The sequence below is a fragment of the Xylophilus sp. Leaf220 genome (genome assembly GCF_001421705.1).
Taxonomy (GTDB): domain Bacteria; phylum Pseudomonadota; class Gammaproteobacteria; order Burkholderiales; family Burkholderiaceae_C; genus Xylophilus.
The window spans coordinates 720,031-735,416 of sequence record NZ_LMKO01000001.1 but is presented as its reverse complement, the minus strand read 5'-3'; the positions used below and the strand labels follow the sequence as shown (position 1 = coordinate 735,416).

The following is a 15,386-nucleotide window of genomic DNA, read 5'->3' as shown; positions in this document are numbered from 1 at the left end:
AGAAAGTGCCAAGGAACCGTAGCGAGCAAGCCCGAGTGTGCGGCGAGGACCGGAGCCGTACTTCGGTACGGTGAGGACCGCAGCTGCGCAATCGGGCTGCGCAGTAGGTTCTCTCGCACTTTCTCAGGCGTCGGCGCCCTCGACCAGGAACCGCACCCGCCGCACGCCCTGCCATTCGTCCGCATCTAGGCGGAAGGCCAGCGTCACCCGGGGCGGCAGCGCCTCGGTGTGGCCGAACCAGATGCCGTCGACCGGCTGGCCCTGGTGCAGCAGCTTCAGCGCCAGGTGCTTCTCGCCGACCAGCCGCTGGCTCACCACCTGCAGCTCCTCGCTGAAGGTGGGTGCCGCGAAGCCCTGGCCCCAGACCTCTTGGTGCAGCGTGTCCACCATCTCGGCGCGCCGGTACTCGGCGGCCAGGGGGCCGTCGGTGTCGAGCCGGCGGGTGAGGGTGGCGGCATCCAGCCATTCGCCCGCCACCTGCGCCAGGGCGTCGCGGAAGGTCTCGAAATGCTCCCGCGCGATGGTGCAGCCCGCCGCCATCGCATGGCCGCCGAACTTCAGCAGCACGCCCGGATGGCGCTTGGCCAGCAGGTCGAGCGCGTCGCGCAGGTGGAAGCCGGGGATCGACCGGCCCGATCCCTTGATCTCGTGCCCCTTGCCCGGCGCGGCGCTGGCGGCGAAGACGAAGGTGGGCCGGTGCAGCCGGTCCTTGAGGCGCGAAGCGACGATGCCGACCACGCCTTCGTGGAAGCTCTCGTCGAACACGCAGAAGGCGGGCGGCAGGCTTTCCGCGCCGGCGGCGTCGGCGTCGAACAGGGCCTCGGCGGCGGCCATCGCCTGCTCGCGCATGCCGCCCTCGATCTCGCGGCGTTCGCGGTTGATCGCATCGAGCGTCTGGGCCAGCTGGGCGGCGCGGGCCGGGTCCTCGGTCAGCAGGAGCTCGATGCCGAGCGTCATGTCGGCCAGCCGGCCGGCGGCGTTGATCCGCGGGCCGAGGGCGAAGCCGAAGTCGAAGGTGGTGGCGGTCGCGGCCTTGCGGCCGGCGGCCGTGAACAGCGCGGCGATGCCCGGCGGCATCGCGCCCTTGCGGATGCGCTTCAGGCCCTGGGCGACCAGGCGGCGGTTGTTGGCGTCGAGCCGCACCACGTCGGCCACGGTGCCCAGCGCGACCAGGGGCAGCAGGGTGTCGAGCTTGGGTTGCGGCAGGCCGGTGCGCGGGGTGGCACCGGCACCCTCCGCAGGCAGCGCCGCCGCACCGGGCGCATCGAACACGCCGCGCTGCCGCATCTCGGCCCGCAGCGCCAGCAGCACGTAGAACATCACGCCGCAGCCGGCGATGCACTTGCTCTCGAAGCTGCAGGCCGGCTGGTTGGGGTTGACCAGCACGTCGGCGGCCGGCAGCACCGGGCCGGGCAGGTGGTGGTCGGTCACCAGCACCCGCATGCCCAGGCCCTGCGCCGCGGCGACGCCCTCGACGCTCGCGATGCCGTTGTCGACCGTCAGCAGCAGGTCGCAGCCGCGCGCATGCACCCGTTCGGCGATGCTGGCGGTCAGGCCGTAGCCGTCGACCACCCGGTCGGGCACCAGGTAGTCGACACGGCGCGCGCCCAGCATCTTGAGGCCGCGCACGCCGACGGCGCAGGCGGTGGCGCCGTCGCAGTCGTAGTCGGCGACGATGCAGATGCGCAGGTCGGCCGCGATCGCATCGGCCAGCAGCCGGGCGGCGGCGTCGATGCCCAGCAGCCCGGCCGGCGGCAGCAGCCGCGCCAGGCCGTCGTCGAGTTCGTCCTTGTGCAGCACGCCGCGGGCGGCATAGAGCCGGGCCAGCAGCGGATGCAGGCCCGCCTGCTCCAGCGCCCAGGCGCTGCGGGGCGGAATATCCCTTGCTATTATTTTCATAGCTGGAAGCCGGCGAACAGCGCCGGCTTGCGGCCCAAAACACCCGAAATTCCTTGAGAAAGCCGCTGCCAGGCTCCCCGGGGCCGCGCCTCGAAGCGCTGCGCGTTGCGCTCGCCGCAGAGCGTCAGGGCGACCGGACTGCCGGCCTCGGCCGTCTCCAGCGCCTGGCGCACCTCGGCCGCGTCGATCGCCTGCCAGGCGGCGGCCCAGCCGGCCCAGTCCTCCTGCAGCGCGGCCTGGCGCAGGCCCTGCGGCATCCGCAGGCCGGGCACCTCGGTACGCGCGGTGGCGGGCCGCTCGCCGGTGCCGCTCACCCAGAAGGCGTTGACCGCCAGCCGGCCCTGCGCCGCCCGCGCGTCGGTCATGGGGTGGGTGTAGAGCAGCATCTGCATCTCGCCCTGCAGCCGGCGCACCAGCCGCGCCGCGGGCGCGTCGGGCATCCACAGGTCGAGGCTGCGGCCTTGCACCCGGTCGAGCGACGCGGTGGCCAGGCCGCGCAGCGGCTCGCCGCGGGCGCGCCAGGCGGTCGGCGCGACATAGTCCAGCGCGATGCCGTCTTCCAGGAAGTAGGGCGCCATCAGGGCCAGCAGCGCGCGGGATTCCTCCTCGCCCAGCTCCAGCTGCTGCGGGTCGAGCATCGCGATGTGGTCGGGCGCCACCCGCCAGTGGCAGGGGGTGATCACCGCCCAGGCGTCGGCGCCCGGGTCGCCGCCCTCGGCCGCCACCGTTTGCGCGGCCCAGGGGATGCGGCCGTCGCCGCCGCTGTCGATGCCGAGCAGCGCGGCCAGCGCGCGCTCGTGCGGCGGTGACAGGCTGAATTCGTCGCCGGTGTCGGTGCCAGCGGGGGCGAGGCGGGCCAGGAGCCGCTCCAGGTGGGGCAGCCGCAGGCCGCGCCGCTGGGCTGCGCAGCCTTCTGCGTCGGCGGCCGCGAACGGGATCAGTAGATGCATCTGCCGATTGTCGCGCCCGGGGCGACCGTCGGGCCCGCCCCACCGCAATGGCCCGGCGGGCACAAGGCCCGCACCACCGCTTGCAGCCGGTCACCGGAACTGGCCGCCGATTCGCAGACAATCGGCCGTCCCGCCATGCAGCCCGCCGTCCCCACCCCAACTGTCGACCTTCCCCGCGATGCCATCGTGGCAATGCTGCGCGACCGGGTGCCGGGCACCATCGGCATCTACGCTTTCGGCAGTCGCATCGCCGGCACCGCCGACGCGCAGAGCGACCTGGACCTGGCGGTGCTCGTCGAAGGCTATGCCGATCCGGTGCTGCTCTGGCACCTGGCGTCCGACCTGGCCGGCTTGGCTGGTTGCGAGGTGGACCTGCTCGACCTGCGCGCCGCCACCACCGTCATGCAGTACCAGGTGTTGACCACCGGTGAGCGCTGGTGGGCCGCCGACGTGCGCGCCGGCCTGTACGAGGCCTTCGTGCTGAGCGAGAAGACCGCGCTGGACGAAGCGCGCGCCGGCTTGCTGGCCGACATCGCACGCGAGGGGCTCGTCTATGGCGATGCAGGTCTGTTCAACAGAGCCGCGGCCATCGAGCGCTGCATCGCTCGTATTCGGGAAGAGTACGCCGACGATCCGACCGGCTTCGCGACCGACTCCACCCGGCAGGACGCCGCGATTCTCAACATCCAGCGGGCCTGCGAAGCCGCGCTGGACATGGGCCAGCACCTGGTCCGCCGCGAACGGCTCGGGGTTCCGCAGGGTGCGCGCGACGTCTTCGCCTTGCTGGCACGGGCCGGCGCGATCGACGACGCGCTGAGCACGTCCCTGCAGCGCATGGTGGGCTTTCGCAATGTGGCGGTGCACGACTACCAGAAGCTGCAGCTGTCGATCACGTTGGCCGTGATCCAGAACCACCTGCAGGATTTCACCGCGTTCGCGCAAACCCTGCTGCTGCGCGACACCGCGCGGCCGCCGACGGCTTTCTAAGACATCTCTTTTCCACCGAGGCATTGCGCACTTCCATGCAAATCCCCTACGAGCTGGCCCTGGGCTGGCGCTACACCCGGGCCGGGCGCGCCACGCGGCGCAACGGGTTCATCTCCTTCATCTCGGGCGTGTCGATGCTGGGCATCGCGCTGGGGGTGGCGGCGCTGATCATCGTGCTGTCGGTGATGAACGGCTTCCAGAAGGACGTGCGCGACCGGATGCTGTCGGTGGTCTCGCACATCGAGATCGTGGCGCCCGGCGGCGTGGCGCTGGAGGACCCGGCCCGCACCATGGCCGAGGCGCGCCGCAACCCGGCGGTGGTGGGGGCCACCACCTTCATCGCCACCCAGGCGCTGCTGGCGCGGGGCGAGGACATGCGCGGCACCATCGTGCGCGGCATCGACCCGGCGCACGAGGGCGAGGTGACCGATCTCGGCCCCGACCAGGGCGCGACGCTGCAGAAGCTGGTGCCGGGGCAGTTCGGCATCGTGCTGGGCATCGAGCTGGCGCGTGCCCTCGGCGTACGCGAGGGCGATTCGGTGACGCTGGTGGCGCCCAACGGCCAGGTGACGCCCGCCGGCGTGGTGCCGCGGTTGAAGCAGATGACGGTGGTGGGCACCTTCAATTCGGGCCACTACGAATACGACTCGGCGCTGGTGATGGTCCACCAGGACGACGCGGCCCGCATCTTCCGGCTGGAAGGCCCGAGCGGCATCCGCCTGCGCCTGAAGGACCTGCACGAGGCCCGCACCGTGGCGCAGGAACTGGCGGGCAGCCTGTCGGGCGACCTGCTGATCCGCGACTGGACGCAGCAGAACAAGACCTGGTTCTCGGCGGTGCAGCTGGAGAAACGCATGATGTTCATCATCCTCACCCTGATCGTGGCGGTGGCGGCGTTCAACCTCGTCTCTACGCTGGTGATGACGGTGACCGACAAGCGCGCCGACATCGCGATCCTGCGCACCCTGGGCGCCAGCCCGCGCAGCATCATGGGCATCTTCGTGGTGCAGGGCGCGATGGTGGGTGTGATCGGCACTTTCGGCGGCCTGCTGCTGGGCCTGGCGATCGCGTTCAACATCGACGTGATCGTGCCGGCGCTGGAGCAGCTGTTCCACGCCAGCTTCCTGCCGAAGGACGTCTACCTGATCAGCCGGATGCCGAGCGATCCGCAGCAGTCGGACATCGTGCCGATCGCGGTGATCTCGCTGGTGCTGGCGTTCCTCGCCACGCTGTACCCGAGCTGGCGCGCCAGCCGCGTCAACCCGGCCGAGGCGCTGCGCTATGAATGAGCCCCGCCGCGCCGAAACCGACTCCGGAACTCCCGCCATGCCGACACCCGTGATCCAGGCCCGCGGCCTGACCAAGCGCTTCCACGAAGGACGCATCGACCTGACCGTGCTGCACGGCGTGGACCTGGACGTGCACGCCGGCGAGACGCTGGCGATCGTCGGCGCCTCGGGCTCGGGCAAGAGCACGCTGCTGCACCTGCTGGGCGGCCTGGACGCGCCGAGCGCGGGTACCGTCGTGCTGCAGGGCCAGCCGCTGGCCAAGCTCGATGCCGCCGAGCAGGGCCGGATGCGCAACCGCCACCTGGGCTTCGTCTACCAGTTCCATCACCTGCTGCCCGAGTTCAGCGCGCGCGACAACGTCGGCATGCCGCTGCGCATCCGCCGCGAGACGCCCGAGGCCTGTGCCGCCGCCGCCGACAGGATGCTCGCCGCGGTCGGCCTCGAAGGCCGGGTGCAGCACCGGCCGGCCGAGCTCTCCGGCGGCGAGCGCCAGCGGGTGGCCATCGCCCGCGCCCTGGTCACCCAGCCGGCCTGCGTGCTCGCCGACGAGCCCACCGGCAACCTCGACCGCAGCACCGCAGACGGCGTCTTCGCCCTGATGCTGCAGCTGGCCCGCGACCAGGGCACCGCCTTCGTGATGGTGACGCACGACGACACCCTGGCCCAGCGCTGCGACCGGCGGATGCGGCTCGTCTCCGGCAGATTCGTGCAGGACTGAGGCAGGCGCGCTTACAACTCGACAACCGGCTCCGCCGCCACGGTCCTAGGCTGAACGGCTGAACCGAACCACCGCACGAGGAGCCCCCATGCCCGCATCCGAACCGCAGATCTTCCCGACCGAGGACCAGGTCCGCGAGGCCAAGAACGTCGACGACAAGGACCTGAAGCCGAGCCTGCGGCCCGGCGCCGCCGACGGCGGCACGGGCAAGACCGGAGCCGACCGGCCCGACCGCCGCGAAGGCGGCGGGCACGACACCGACGAGGGCGAGATCTCGATCGGCAGCTGACGGCGCCGTGCCGACCGCCTGGGCGCAGCTGCTATCGAATCGATAGCTGAAGGCCGGCGCACCACGCCGGCTACAGGCACTTTTTGCTTGAAGGCGGGGCCTGCAAGCGGCGTCAGGCCACCCGGTGGAACCACCACATCGACAGGGTCGCGGCCAGCAAGGCCAGCACCGCTGCCGCCAGCGCGAACAGGGCGGAGATCTCCGTCTCCCGCTTTTCCACCGCCAGCCGCGAGCTGAGCATGTCGTAGACCTTCTTCAGGTCGGCCGCGGTGCCGGCATAGAAGTACTCGGCCTGTGTCTTGGTGGCGACGGCCTTGAGCGTGTCCTCGTCCAGCCGCACCCGCATCGACCAGCCTTCGAAGCCGATGGTGTCGCCCTCGCGGGTGCCGACGCCGACGGTGAAGACGCGCACGCCGCGGTCGGCCGCCAACTGGGCCGCCTCCAGCGGATCGACGCCGGTGGTGCGCTGGCCGTCGGTCAGCATCACGATCGCGGCCGAGCTGTAGGAGCCGGGGGCCACCGGCGGTGGCGGCGCGGCGGGGGGCGGCTCGCCGGCGCGCTCCAGCGGCGCGGCGCGCGGGCCGGTGCGGTCGCGGGCGCCCATCGCCGACATGTCGATGCCGCTGTTGGGAAACAGGGTGGCGAGCGACACCACGATGCCGTTGCCGGTGGCGGTGCCGCGCTGCATCTGGAAGCCGTCGATCGCGCGGATCAGTTCTTCCCGCGACTGCGTCGGCAACTGCGCCACCTGGGCGCTGCCGGCGAAGGCGACGATGCCCACCCGCACATGGCGCGGCAGCTCGGCGATGAATGACTTGGCGGCCTCCTGCGCGGCGACCATGCGGTTGGGCTTGACGTCGGTGGCACGCATGCTGGCCGACACGTCGATCGCCAGCATCACGGTCTGCTGCTGCGAGGGCAGGGAGATCACCGCCACCGGCCGCGCGGCCGCCAGCAGCATCGCGGTGAACGCCAGCAGCATCAGCAGCGGCGGCAGGTGCCGGCGCCAGCCCGGGCCCTTGCCGGCGGCCTCGCGCACCAGCGCCAGGCTGGCGTAGCGCACCGCCAGCTTGCGGCGGCGGCCCTGCAGCCAGACGTACAGCAGCACCAGCAGCGGCACCGCCAGCAGCAGCCAGAGCATCTCGGCCCACAGGAAATCCGGCCGGGGCACGGCGGCCCACCAGCCGTGCAGGCGGTCCAGCCAGGGGAGGGGGGCGGTGTCGGTGGGCATGGGTGGGCCGGCAGAAAGGTCGGGTCGGGCGGCGCGTCAGGCCGCGCCCGCGCGCGAGGGTGCACCGCGCTGGCGGGAGCGGCGGCGCCGCAGTTCGGAAAAATGCAGCACTGAATCGACCAGCGCATCGGCGGTGGAGAGCTCCAGCGTATCGACGCCGGCCGCGGCCAGGCTGGCATGCAGCGCATCCTCGCGGGCGGCGGTGGCGCGGGCGAAGCGCTGGCGGAACACCCGGTCGTGGGTATCGACCAGCAGCTGTTCGCCGGTTTCGGCGTCGCGCATCGCCACCAGGCCGATGTCGGGCAGCTCGCGCTCCAGCGGGTCGAAGAGGCGCACCGCCACCACGTCGTGCCGTTCGGCCAGCCGCGCCAGCGGACGCTCCCAGCCCGGCTCGGCGATGAAGTCGGACACGACGAAGACGGTGCTGCGCTGGCGCAGGGCGCGGGCGGCGGTTTCCAGCCACTGGCCCAGGGAGCTGGCGGCGGGAGCCGGCGCCGGCTTCTGCGATCGGCGGACCGGGTTCGTCAATGCGGACGCCGCCGCGCCGGCCGACTGCAGGTGGTGGAGCAGATGCAGCACCTGGGCCCGGCCGCCGCGTGCCGGTATCCAGCGCTCCGCCTGCGGCCCGCCGCCCAGCAGCGCGCCGACCCGGTTGCCGTGGCGGGTGAGCAGCCGCGCGATGGTGCCGACGAACTCGACCTGCACCGTGTGCTTGGTGCGCGCGCCGGAGCCGAAGTCGATCGACGCGCTTCGGTCGACGACGAACCAGGCGGCCATCTCGCGGTCTTCGTTGAACATGCGCACATGCGGCACCTGGGTGCGGGCGGTCACGTTCCAGTCGATATGGCGCACGTCGTCCTGCGGCTGGTATTCGCGCAGGTCGGCCAGGTCCAAGCCCGCGCCGCGTTTGACGGTGCGGAAGTTGCCCTGCAGCAGCCCGTCGAGCCGGCGCAGCGCGGTCCACTCCAGCCGGCGCAGAAGGGCGTCGGCGCTGCCGGCGGCCGGCGGCGCGGCCCGGGTGTCAGGCGGCGCGCTTTTCATACTCGTGGTGTAGGAGCTTGGCCGGGACTGGCACATGGGCCATTAGGCGGGCGATCAGGGCGTCGGCGGTGGTGCCTTCGGCCAGCGCCTCGTACGACAGGGCCATGCGGTGGCGCAGCACGTCGGGCACCAGGTCGGCCATGTCCTCGGGCAGGGCGTAGTCGCGGCCGCGCAGCATCGCCAGCGCCCGGGCGCCTTCGGCCAGGCCGATGGTCGCGCGCGGGCTGGCGCCGTAGGCGATCAGGTGGGCGAAGTTCTTCAGGCCCACTTCCTCCGGCCGGCGCGTGGCCGCCACCAGGCGCACCGCGTACTGCAGCAGCGAAGGGTCGATGTAGACGCGGCGGCACTGGGCCTGCAGCTCGGCCAGTTGCGCGGTGGTGGCGACCGGCACCACGGGGGAGGGCGGCTGCATCGCCCGCTGCACGATGACGAACTCGTCCTCGTCGCTCGGGTAGTCGACCAGCACCTTCATCATGAAGCGGTCGACCTGCGCCTCGGGCAGCGGGTAGGTGCCTTCGGTCTCGACCGGGTTCTGGGTGGCCATCACCAGGAAGGGCTCGGGCACCCGGTGCGTCTCGCCGGCGATGGTCACCTGCCGCTCCTGCATCACCTCCAGCAGGGCGCTCTGCACCTTGGCCGGCGCGCGGTTGATTTCGTCGGCCAGCAGCAGGTTGGCGAAGACCGGGCCCAGCGCGGTGCTGAAATCGCCGGTCTTCTGGTTGTAGAGCCGGGTGCCCACCAGGTCGGCCGGCACCAGGTCGGGGGTGAACTGGATCCGCTTGAAGCTGCCCTGCAGCGCCTGGGCGAGGGTCTTGATCGTCAGCGTCTTGGCCAGGCCGGGCACGCCCTCGACCAGCAGGTGGCCCTGGGCCAGCATCGCCACCATGACCCGCTCCAGGAACCGGTCCTGGCCGACGACGATGCGCTTGACCTCGAACAGCACCTGTTCCATCAGGGTGGCGGTGGCGGTCTCGCGGGTGGGGCTGATGCTCATGGGGGTCCTGCGGTCGGTAGGGGAGGTGCTGTCAGAAGGGCGGCATGCCGGCCGCCGCGGCGGCGTTCTCGATCGGCACGGCGAAGCCGATGCCCAGGAAGGTGCGGGCCTGCGTCGGGTTGAGGATGGCGGTGACGATGCCGACCACCTCGCCTTCCATGGTGACAAGCGGCCCGCCGGAGTTGCCCGGGTTGGCCGCGGCGTCGAACTGGATCAGGTTGGAGAGCTGGCGCTTGCCCTCGGGCGAGTGGAATTCGCGCTTCAGGCCCGAGACGATGCCGGCCGAAACGGAAGGCCCGATGCCGAAGGGAAACCCGATGGCGAGCACCTCGTCGCCAGGCCGCAGGCCGTCGGTGCTGCGCAGCGTGGCGGCTTCCAGGTCGTCGGGGATCTTGTGGGCCTGCAGCACCGCTAGGTCGTGCTCGGGCTGTGTGCCGGTGACGGTGGCGGTGGTCTCCAAGCCGTCGGCGAAGGTGACGCGGATGTGGTCGGCGCCGGCCACCACGTGCAGGTTGGTGAGGATCACCCCCTTGTCGACGATCACCACGCCGGTGCCGATGCCGCGCTCGATCTCGCCCTCTTCCTTTTCCTTGTAGCCCTTGCCTTGTTTCTTTTTGTCGGCCTTGCCGTAGCCGGCCACCCGGACCACCGAGGGGCCGACCTTCTGGGCGGCGCGGGTGAAGGCCGAGGGGAGCACCGACTTTTCCAGCGTGTGGCGCACGGCGGCGTCGATGTCGTCCTGGGTGAGCCGGGGCGGCATCGGGCGCCAGACGGCGACAGCGGCCACGGCCAGCGCGCCGACCGTCAGGAGCGGCAGGGCAACGCGCCGTACCGCGGCCGAGAACGCGGCGGTGCGGCGGGCGCGCGGAGGGGGCGGGGCGGAGGTGTCTGCCGGGACGGGCTCCTCCGGGCCATCGCCCGGGCGGGCGGGCAGCGCCACGGATGCGTCCGGCGGCTGCGATGCTGCATCCGCAGCGGCTTGCGTTGCGGACGAACTGCGGGAGCGGCTGTAAACGGCGGGCCTGCGCATCCGATGTACCTCGGCGAGGTGAGCCCGGCGCAGCGCGCCCGGCGGAGTGTGAAGCCCCACCGTAGCACGATTCGAAGCGTTCCGCAGCAGTCGGACACATGGGGATACGCCGCGCTGCGGCATGATCGATCGATGACTGTCTGGATCGACACCCACTGCCACCTGGACGCGTCCGAATTCGCCGCCGACGGCGATGCGGTGCGGGACGCGGCGGCCGCCGGCGGCGTCGGCCACTGCGTGGTGCCGGCCGTGGCGCCGCACAACTTCGCCGCGGTGCGCGCATGGGCGCACCGACACGGCGACAGCTATGCGCTGGGCATCCACCCGCTCTGCACCGGGGCGGTGGCGGACTCGGCCCTGGCCGAACTGGAATCCGCCCTGGAAGACGGGCTGCAGGACGAGCGCATGGTGGCGGTCGGCGAGATCGGCCTCGACTATTTCGTGCCCGGCCTCGACGATGCGGTGCAGCAACGCTTCTTCCGCGAACAACTGCGGCTGGCGCGGCGCTTCGACCTGCCGGTTCTGCTGCATGTGCGCCGGTCGGCCGACCAGGTGCTGCGCCACCTGCGGGCCGCGGGCGGCAGCGGCGCCGGCCGGCATGCCTGGCGCGGCATCGCCCATGCGTTCAACGGCAGCCTGCAGCAGGCCGAGGCTTTCATCGGTCTGGGCTTCAAACTGGGCATCGGCGGGACGGTGACCTTCGACCGGGCGCTGCAGGTGCGCCGGGTAGCGGCCCAGGTGCCCCTGTCGGCGCTGGTGCTGGAGACCGACGCACCCGACATCCCGCCGCACTGGCTCTACCGCACGGCAGAGGAGCGGGGCGAGGGCGGCGCCCAGGCACGCAATTCGCCGGTCGAGCTGCCGCGCATCGGCGCGGCGCTGGCCGCCCTGCGCGGCATCACGCCCGAGGCGGTGGCCGAGGCCACCAGCCGCAACGCGGTGGACGCGATGCCGCGCCTGGCAGCGCTGGTCCGCGCCGCCGCATGAAGCTCGCGGGACTGGCGCCGGTGCTGTCGCCGGATGCGCGGTTGTTGCTGCTGGGCAGCTTCCCGGGCGCGCGTTCGCTGGCGGAGCAGCGCTACTACGGCCATCCGCAGAACCAGTTCTGGAAGATCCTGTCGGAGCTGTGGCAGACCGACCTGGTGCCGCTGGGGTACGAGGCCCGGCTGCAGGCCCTGCGCGACCGCGGCCTGGCGCTGTGGGACGTCTACCGCAGCTGCGAGCGCGAAGGCAGCCTGGACGCGGCGATCCGCAACCCCCAGCTCAACGACTTCGCCGCGCTCGCCGAGGCCTGCCCGCGGCTGGAGGCGGTGGCCCACAACGGCGCGGAGAGCTTTCGCCATGCGCCGCAGGTGGCGGCGGCGCTGGCCGCCGCGGACGATGCGGAGCCGTTTCCGGTGTACAAACTCCCCTCGACCAGTCCGGCCCATGCATCGTGGACCTTCGCCCAGAAATGCGAGGTATGGAGGACGGTATTCCGCCGCCACGGCCTGCTTTGAGAAGGTGCGAGAGAACCTACTGCGCAGCCCGATTGCGCAGTTCCGGTCCTCACCGTACAAGAGTACGGCTCCGGTCCTCACTGCACACTCGGGCTTGCTCGCTACGGTTCTTTCACACCTTCTGCGTCCTACCGCTGCCCACTTTCATGCCCCGTACGCCCGTCGCCTCCGCTCCAGCCCCCGCCGCCGAGCTGCCCGAAGTCAACTTCTCCGATTACGGCGACGTGCGGAGCCTGCACCTGGGCAGCATCTGGATCCAGGGGTCGATGCGGATCGACGACCCGTTCGCGATCGAGCTGGAGTACGTGCAGCGGATGATGGCCTGGCTGCTGTTCGTGCCGCCGCCGTCGGTCGCCAAGCGCCATGCGATGCAGCTGGGGCTGGGGGCCGGTGCGCTCACCAAGTTCTGCCGCCGCAAGCTGCGGATGCGCACGACGGCCATCGAGCTCAATCCCCAGGTGGTGCATGCCTGCCGCGGCTGGTTCAAGCTGCCGGCGGACGACGAGCGCCTGCGGGTGGTCGTGGCCGACGCGGCCGAGGAGATCCGGGACCCGCGCTGGCACGGCACCGTCGACGCGCTGCAGGTCGACCTCTACGACGAGGACGCCGCTGCGCCGGTGCTGGACAGCGCCGACTTCTACCGCGACTGCCGCGCGCTGCTGACCGACGAGGGCTGCATGACGGTCAACCTCTTCGGCCGCGCGTCCAGCTATACCGCCAGCCTGGCCAAGATCGTGGCCGCCTTCGGCCAGGAGGCGGTCTGGGCCTTCAAGCCCACCCGCGAGGGCAACACGGTGGTGCTGGCCCAGCGCACCCCGCAGCCGCTGGACCGGGCCACGCTCCTGGCCCGCGGCGAGGCGATCCAGCAGCGCTGGGACCTGCCCGCCGCCAAATGGGCCAAGGTGTTCAAGCCCGTCGCGCCGTGACGCGCGGCCGCCTGTCCCTCCTGCGCACCGACCCGCCGTCTTCGATCGACACCCCATGAGCGCCACTGCACCGCCGGTCTTCTCTCCCGTCGCCCACACCGGATTGATCGACTGGCGCAGCGTCGTCGGCTGGTTGCGCGACGACGGCGTGATCTCCGAGGAAGAGGCCCAGCGCACCATCGCCCGCTGCGCCCGTGCCGAGAGCGTGCAGCATCCGCTGGTCCGGCTCGGCCACGTCGCGATGGTGCGGCAGGCCGACGGCAAGCCGCTCGACGTCGAGGCGCTCACCCAGTACGTCGCGGCGAAGGCCGGCATCGCCTACCTGCGGATCGACCCGCTGCGGGTCGACGTGGGCAAGGTCGCCGACACGATGAGCGCTGCCTATGCCGAACGCCACCGGGTGCTGCCGGTGCAGGTGACCGCCGCCGAGGTGGTGGTGGCGACCACCGAGCCCTTCGTGGCCGACTGGGTGCCCGAGGTGGAGCGCCAGGCGCGGCGCAAAGTGCGCCGGGTGCTGGCCAATCCGCAGGACATCCAGCGCTTCACCGCCGAGTTCTTCTCGCTCGCCAAGTCGGTCCGGGTGGCGCAGAAGGCGGGCGGCAACGCGGGCAGCGCCAGCTTCGAGCAGCTGGTGGAGCTGGGCAAGACCAACCGCCAGCTCGACGCCAACGACCAGGGCGTGGTCAAGGTGGTCGACTGGCTCTGGCAGTACGCCTTCGACCAGCGTGCCAGCGACATCCACCTGGAGCCGCGCCGGGAGCAGGGCGTGATCCGCTTCCGGATCGACGGCGTGCTGCACCCGGTCTACCAGATGCCGATCGGCGTGCTGACCGCGATGACCGCGCGGATCAAGCTGCTCGGCCGGATGGACGTGGTGGAGAAGCGCCGGCCCCAGGACGGCCGGATCAAGACCCGCAATCCGCGCGGCGACGAGGTGGAGATGCGCCTCTCGACCCTGCCCACCGCCTTCGGCGAGAAGATGGTGATGCGGATATTCGACCCCGACACCGCTGTCAAGGACCTGGACGCGCTGGGCTTCACGCCGCACGACGCGAGCCGCTGGGAGCTGCTGGTACGCCGGCCCCACGGCATTGTGCTGGTGACCGGCCCCACCGGCTCGGGCAAGACGACCACGCTCTACTCGACCCTCAAGCGCGTGGCCACCGAGGCGGTGAACGTCAGCACGGTGGAAGACCCGATCGAGATGATCGAGCCCACCTTCAACCAGACGCAGGTGCAAACGGCGCTCGATTTCGGCTTCACCGAAGGCCTGCGCGCGCTGATGCGGCAGGACCCGGACATCATCATGGTCGGCGAGATTCGCGACCTAGCCACCGCCGAGATGGCGGTACAGGCGGCGCTGACCGGCCACCTTGTCTTCTCCACCCTGCACACCAACGACGCGCCGTCGGCCGTCACCCGGTTGATGGAGCTGGGCGTGCCGTCCTATCTGGTCAACGCCACGCTGCTCGGCGTGCTGGCCCAGCGCCTGGTGCGCACCATGTGCCCCAGCTGCCGACAGCCCGATCCGGACGCGCAGCCCGAGCCGATGGCCGACGTGATCAAGCCGTGGAAGCTGAACGGCCCGTACAAGCCGTACCGGCCGGTGGGCTGCGTCGACTGCCGCATGACCGGCTACCGCGGCCGCATGGGCATCTACGAGCTGCTGACGGTTACCGAGGGTTTCAAGGACCTGGTCAACCGCGAGCCGAGCATCGCCGCGCTGCGCCGCCAGGCGGTGGCCGACGGCATGCGGCCACTGCGCCTGGCCGGCGCACTGCGGGTGGCCGAAGGGCTGACGACGCTGGACGAAGTGCTGAGCGCCACCCCGCCGCTGGAATGAGCCGCACGCGGGCCCTGCAGGCGCTCCGCCGCGCCTCTTGCGCAGCCGTGCGGGGGCCCCGCCGACAGTGCGCACCATCCTGGAGCGGCCAAGGGATTTCCCCGAGACGCCGGTAGGTGGAATCCACATCCGGGCGCCAGGGGGGCGACCCCACAATCCGCGAGTCCTAATTTCAGTCTTGGAGAATGCTGTGAAGATAAAAAGTCAAAAAGACTTCTTTTCCGGCCTCATGTTCCTGGGAATCGGCATCGCCTTTTCCTGGGGTGCGACCACCTACAACGTAGGCGAAGGCGCGCGCATGGGACCGGGCTACTTCCCGCTGGTGCTGGGCATCGTGATGTGCATCCTGGGTGCCATCATGACGCTCAAGGCGACCATCGTTGCCACCGAAGGCGGCGACCCGATCGGCAAGTGGGCCTGGAAGCCCCTGTTCTTCATCATCGCGGCCAACCTGGCCTTCGGCGTCCTGCTGGGCGGCCTGCCCAGCATCGGCCTGCCGCCGATGGGGCTGATCGTCGGCATCTACGCGCTCGCCTTCATTGCCAGCATGGCCGGGGAGAACTTCAAGGTGGTGCCCACCTTCTTCCTCGCGACCGCGCTGGCCATCGGCAGCTACATCGCCTTCATCTGGGCCCTGAAGCTGCAGATGGCGGTCTGGCCGACCTTCATCACCGGTTGAGGACAACGGGA

15 protein-coding genes are annotated in these 15,386 nt (G+C 71.3%); 9 read left to right on the top strand and 6 right to left on the bottom strand.

Annotation, left to right across the window (positions count from 1 at the left end; all coding sequences use genetic code 11):
* Positions 1-123: 123 nt before the first annotated feature.
* Positions 124-1,899 (bottom strand): single-stranded-DNA-specific exonuclease RecJ, encoded by a 1,776-nt coding sequence (gene recJ, locus ASE76_RS03340; RefSeq protein WP_055834598.1) that lies wholly within the window; start codon positions 1,897-1,899, stop codon positions 124-126.
* On the bottom strand, positions 1,896-2,849 hold the full coding sequence (locus ASE76_RS03335) for a hypothetical protein (RefSeq protein ID WP_055834595.1): 954 nt from the start codon (positions 2,847-2,849) through the stop codon (positions 1,896-1,898). Before ASE76_RS03335 ends, recJ begins: the two co-directional genes overlap by 4 nt.
* A gap of 135 nt (positions 2,850-2,984) precedes the next feature.
* On the opposite strand from ASE76_RS03335, the gene ASE76_RS21435 reads away from it, so the two are divergent.
* The 4 genes from ASE76_RS21435 to ASE76_RS03315 all read left to right on the top strand — a co-directional run bounded on the left by ASE76_RS21435 (position 2,985) and on the right by ASE76_RS03315 (position 6,132).
* Positions 2,985-3,836 (top strand): HepT-like ribonuclease domain-containing protein, encoded by an 852-nt coding sequence (locus tag ASE76_RS21435; RefSeq protein ID WP_369793356.1) that lies wholly within the window; start codon positions 2,985-2,987, stop codon positions 3,834-3,836.
* A 35-nt stretch (positions 3,837-3,871) separates the two neighbouring features.
* Positions 3,872-5,125 (top strand): lipoprotein-releasing ABC transporter permease subunit, encoded by a 1,254-nt coding sequence (locus ASE76_RS03325; protein ID WP_055834592.1) that lies wholly within the window; start codon positions 3,872-3,874, stop codon positions 5,123-5,125.
* A 37-nt stretch (positions 5,126-5,162) separates the two neighbouring features.
* On the top strand, positions 5,163-5,843 hold the full coding sequence (gene lolD / locus ASE76_RS03320; protein ID WP_055834589.1) for a lipoprotein-releasing ABC transporter ATP-binding protein LolD: 681 nt from the start codon (positions 5,163-5,165) through the stop codon (positions 5,841-5,843).
* Between the two features lie 88 nt (positions 5,844-5,931).
* Positions 5,932-6,132 carry a hypothetical protein gene (locus ASE76_RS03315; protein WP_055834585.1) on the top strand — a complete coding sequence of 67 codons (201 nt, stop codon included), beginning with the start codon at positions 5,932-5,934 and terminating at the stop codon, positions 6,130-6,132.
* A 112-nt stretch (positions 6,133-6,244) separates the two neighbouring features.
* Here ASE76_RS03315 and ASE76_RS03310 read toward each other — a convergent pair whose 3' ends face one another.
* The 4 genes from ASE76_RS03310 to ASE76_RS03295 form a co-directional block, all read right to left on the bottom strand.
* Positions 6,245-7,273: a VWA domain-containing protein gene (locus tag ASE76_RS03310; protein WP_055835598.1), complete on the bottom strand. Its 1,029-nt coding sequence runs from the start codon at positions 7,271-7,273 to the stop codon at positions 6,245-6,247.
* 126 nt (positions 7,274-7,399) lie between these two features.
* Positions 7,400-8,404, bottom strand: a complete 1,005-nt coding sequence (locus ASE76_RS03305) for a DUF58 domain-containing protein (protein WP_055834582.1) — start codon at positions 8,402-8,404, stop codon at positions 7,400-7,402.
* Positions 8,385-9,398 (bottom strand): MoxR family ATPase, encoded by a 1,014-nt coding sequence (locus ASE76_RS03300; protein ID WP_055834579.1) that lies wholly within the window; start codon positions 9,396-9,398, stop codon positions 8,385-8,387. The genes ASE76_RS03305 and ASE76_RS03300 overlap by 20 nt, the downstream gene beginning before the upstream one ends.
* A gap of 31 nt (positions 9,399-9,429) precedes the next feature.
* Positions 9,430-10,428 carry a S1C family serine protease gene (locus ASE76_RS03295; RefSeq protein ID WP_055834574.1) on the bottom strand — a complete coding sequence of 333 codons (999 nt, stop codon included), beginning with the start codon at positions 10,426-10,428 and terminating at the stop codon, positions 9,430-9,432.
* A gap of 132 nt (positions 10,429-10,560) precedes the next feature.
* On the opposite strand from ASE76_RS03295, the gene ASE76_RS03290 reads away from it, so the two are divergent.
* The 5 genes from ASE76_RS03290 to ASE76_RS03270 all read left to right on the top strand — a co-directional run bounded on the left by ASE76_RS03290 (position 10,561) and on the right by ASE76_RS03270 (position 15,375).
* Complete coding sequence (locus ASE76_RS03290; RefSeq protein WP_055834572.1) at positions 10,561-11,415, top strand: TatD family hydrolase; 855 nt, start codon at positions 10,561-10,563, stop codon at positions 11,413-11,415.
* Positions 11,412-11,927, top strand: a complete 516-nt coding sequence (locus ASE76_RS03285) for a DNA-deoxyinosine glycosylase (protein ID WP_055834569.1) — start codon at positions 11,412-11,414, stop codon at positions 11,925-11,927. Before ASE76_RS03290 ends, ASE76_RS03285 begins: the two co-directional genes overlap by 4 nt.
* 146 nt (positions 11,928-12,073) lie before the next feature.
* Positions 12,074-12,853, top strand: a complete 780-nt coding sequence (locus tag ASE76_RS03280; RefSeq protein WP_055834566.1) for a hypothetical protein — start codon at positions 12,074-12,076, stop codon at positions 12,851-12,853.
* Positions 12,854-12,908: 55 nt separating this feature from the next.
* A complete protein-coding gene (locus ASE76_RS03275) occupies positions 12,909-14,696 on the top strand; it encodes a GspE/PulE family protein (protein ID WP_055834563.1) in 1,788 nt (595 codons plus the stop codon).
* Between the two features lie 190 nt (positions 14,697-14,886).
* A complete protein-coding gene (locus tag ASE76_RS03270) occupies positions 14,887-15,375 on the top strand; it encodes a tripartite tricarboxylate transporter TctB family protein (RefSeq protein WP_055834560.1) in 489 nt (162 codons plus the stop codon).
* Positions 15,376-15,386 lie beyond the last annotated feature (11 nt).

Bases quoted from the DNA above. Each gene is read 5' to 3' on its own strand.
- ASE76_RS03305 (WP_055834582.1), bottom strand. From the start codon at position 8,404: ATGAAAAGCGCGCCGCCTGACACCCGGGCCGCGCCGCCGGCCGCCGGC.
- ASE76_RS03335 (WP_055834595.1), bottom strand. From the start codon at position 2,849: ATGCATCTACTGATCCCGTTCGCGGCCGCCGACGCAGAAGGCTGCGCA.
- ASE76_RS03300 (WP_055834579.1), bottom strand. From the start codon at position 9,398: ATGAGCATCAGCCCCACCCGCGAGACCGCCACCGCCACCCTGATGGAA.
- ASE76_RS21435 (WP_369793356.1), top strand. From the start codon at position 2,985: ATGCAGCCCGCCGTCCCCACCCCAACTGTCGACCTTCCCCGCGATGCC.
- ASE76_RS03280 (WP_055834566.1), top strand. From the start codon at position 12,074: ATGCCCCGTACGCCCGTCGCCTCCGCTCCAGCCCCCGCCGCCGAGCTG.
- ASE76_RS03310 (WP_055835598.1), bottom strand. From the start codon at position 7,273: ATGCTCTGGCTGCTGCTGGCGGTGCCGCTGCTGGTGCTGCTGTACGTC.
- lolD (WP_055834589.1), top strand. From the start codon at position 5,163: ATGCCGACACCCGTGATCCAGGCCCGCGGCCTGACCAAGCGCTTCCAC.
- ASE76_RS03285 (WP_055834569.1), top strand. From the start codon at position 11,412: ATGAAGCTCGCGGGACTGGCGCCGGTGCTGTCGCCGGATGCGCGGTTG.
- recJ (WP_055834598.1), bottom strand. From the start codon at position 1,899: ATGAAAATAATAGCAAGGGATATTCCGCCCCGCAGCGCCTGGGCGCTG.
- ASE76_RS03325 (WP_055834592.1), top strand. From the start codon at position 3,872: ATGCAAATCCCCTACGAGCTGGCCCTGGGCTGGCGCTACACCCGGGCC.
- ASE76_RS03315 (WP_055834585.1), top strand. From the start codon at position 5,932: ATGCCCGCATCCGAACCGCAGATCTTCCCGACCGAGGACCAGGTCCGC.
- ASE76_RS03290 (WP_055834572.1), top strand. From the start codon at position 10,561: ATGACTGTCTGGATCGACACCCACTGCCACCTGGACGCGTCCGAATTC.
- ASE76_RS03275 (WP_055834563.1), top strand. From the start codon at position 12,909: ATGAGCGCCACTGCACCGCCGGTCTTCTCTCCCGTCGCCCACACCGGA.
- ASE76_RS03295 (WP_055834574.1), bottom strand. From the start codon at position 10,428: ATGCGCAGGCCCGCCGTTTACAGCCGCTCCCGCAGTTCGTCCGCAACG.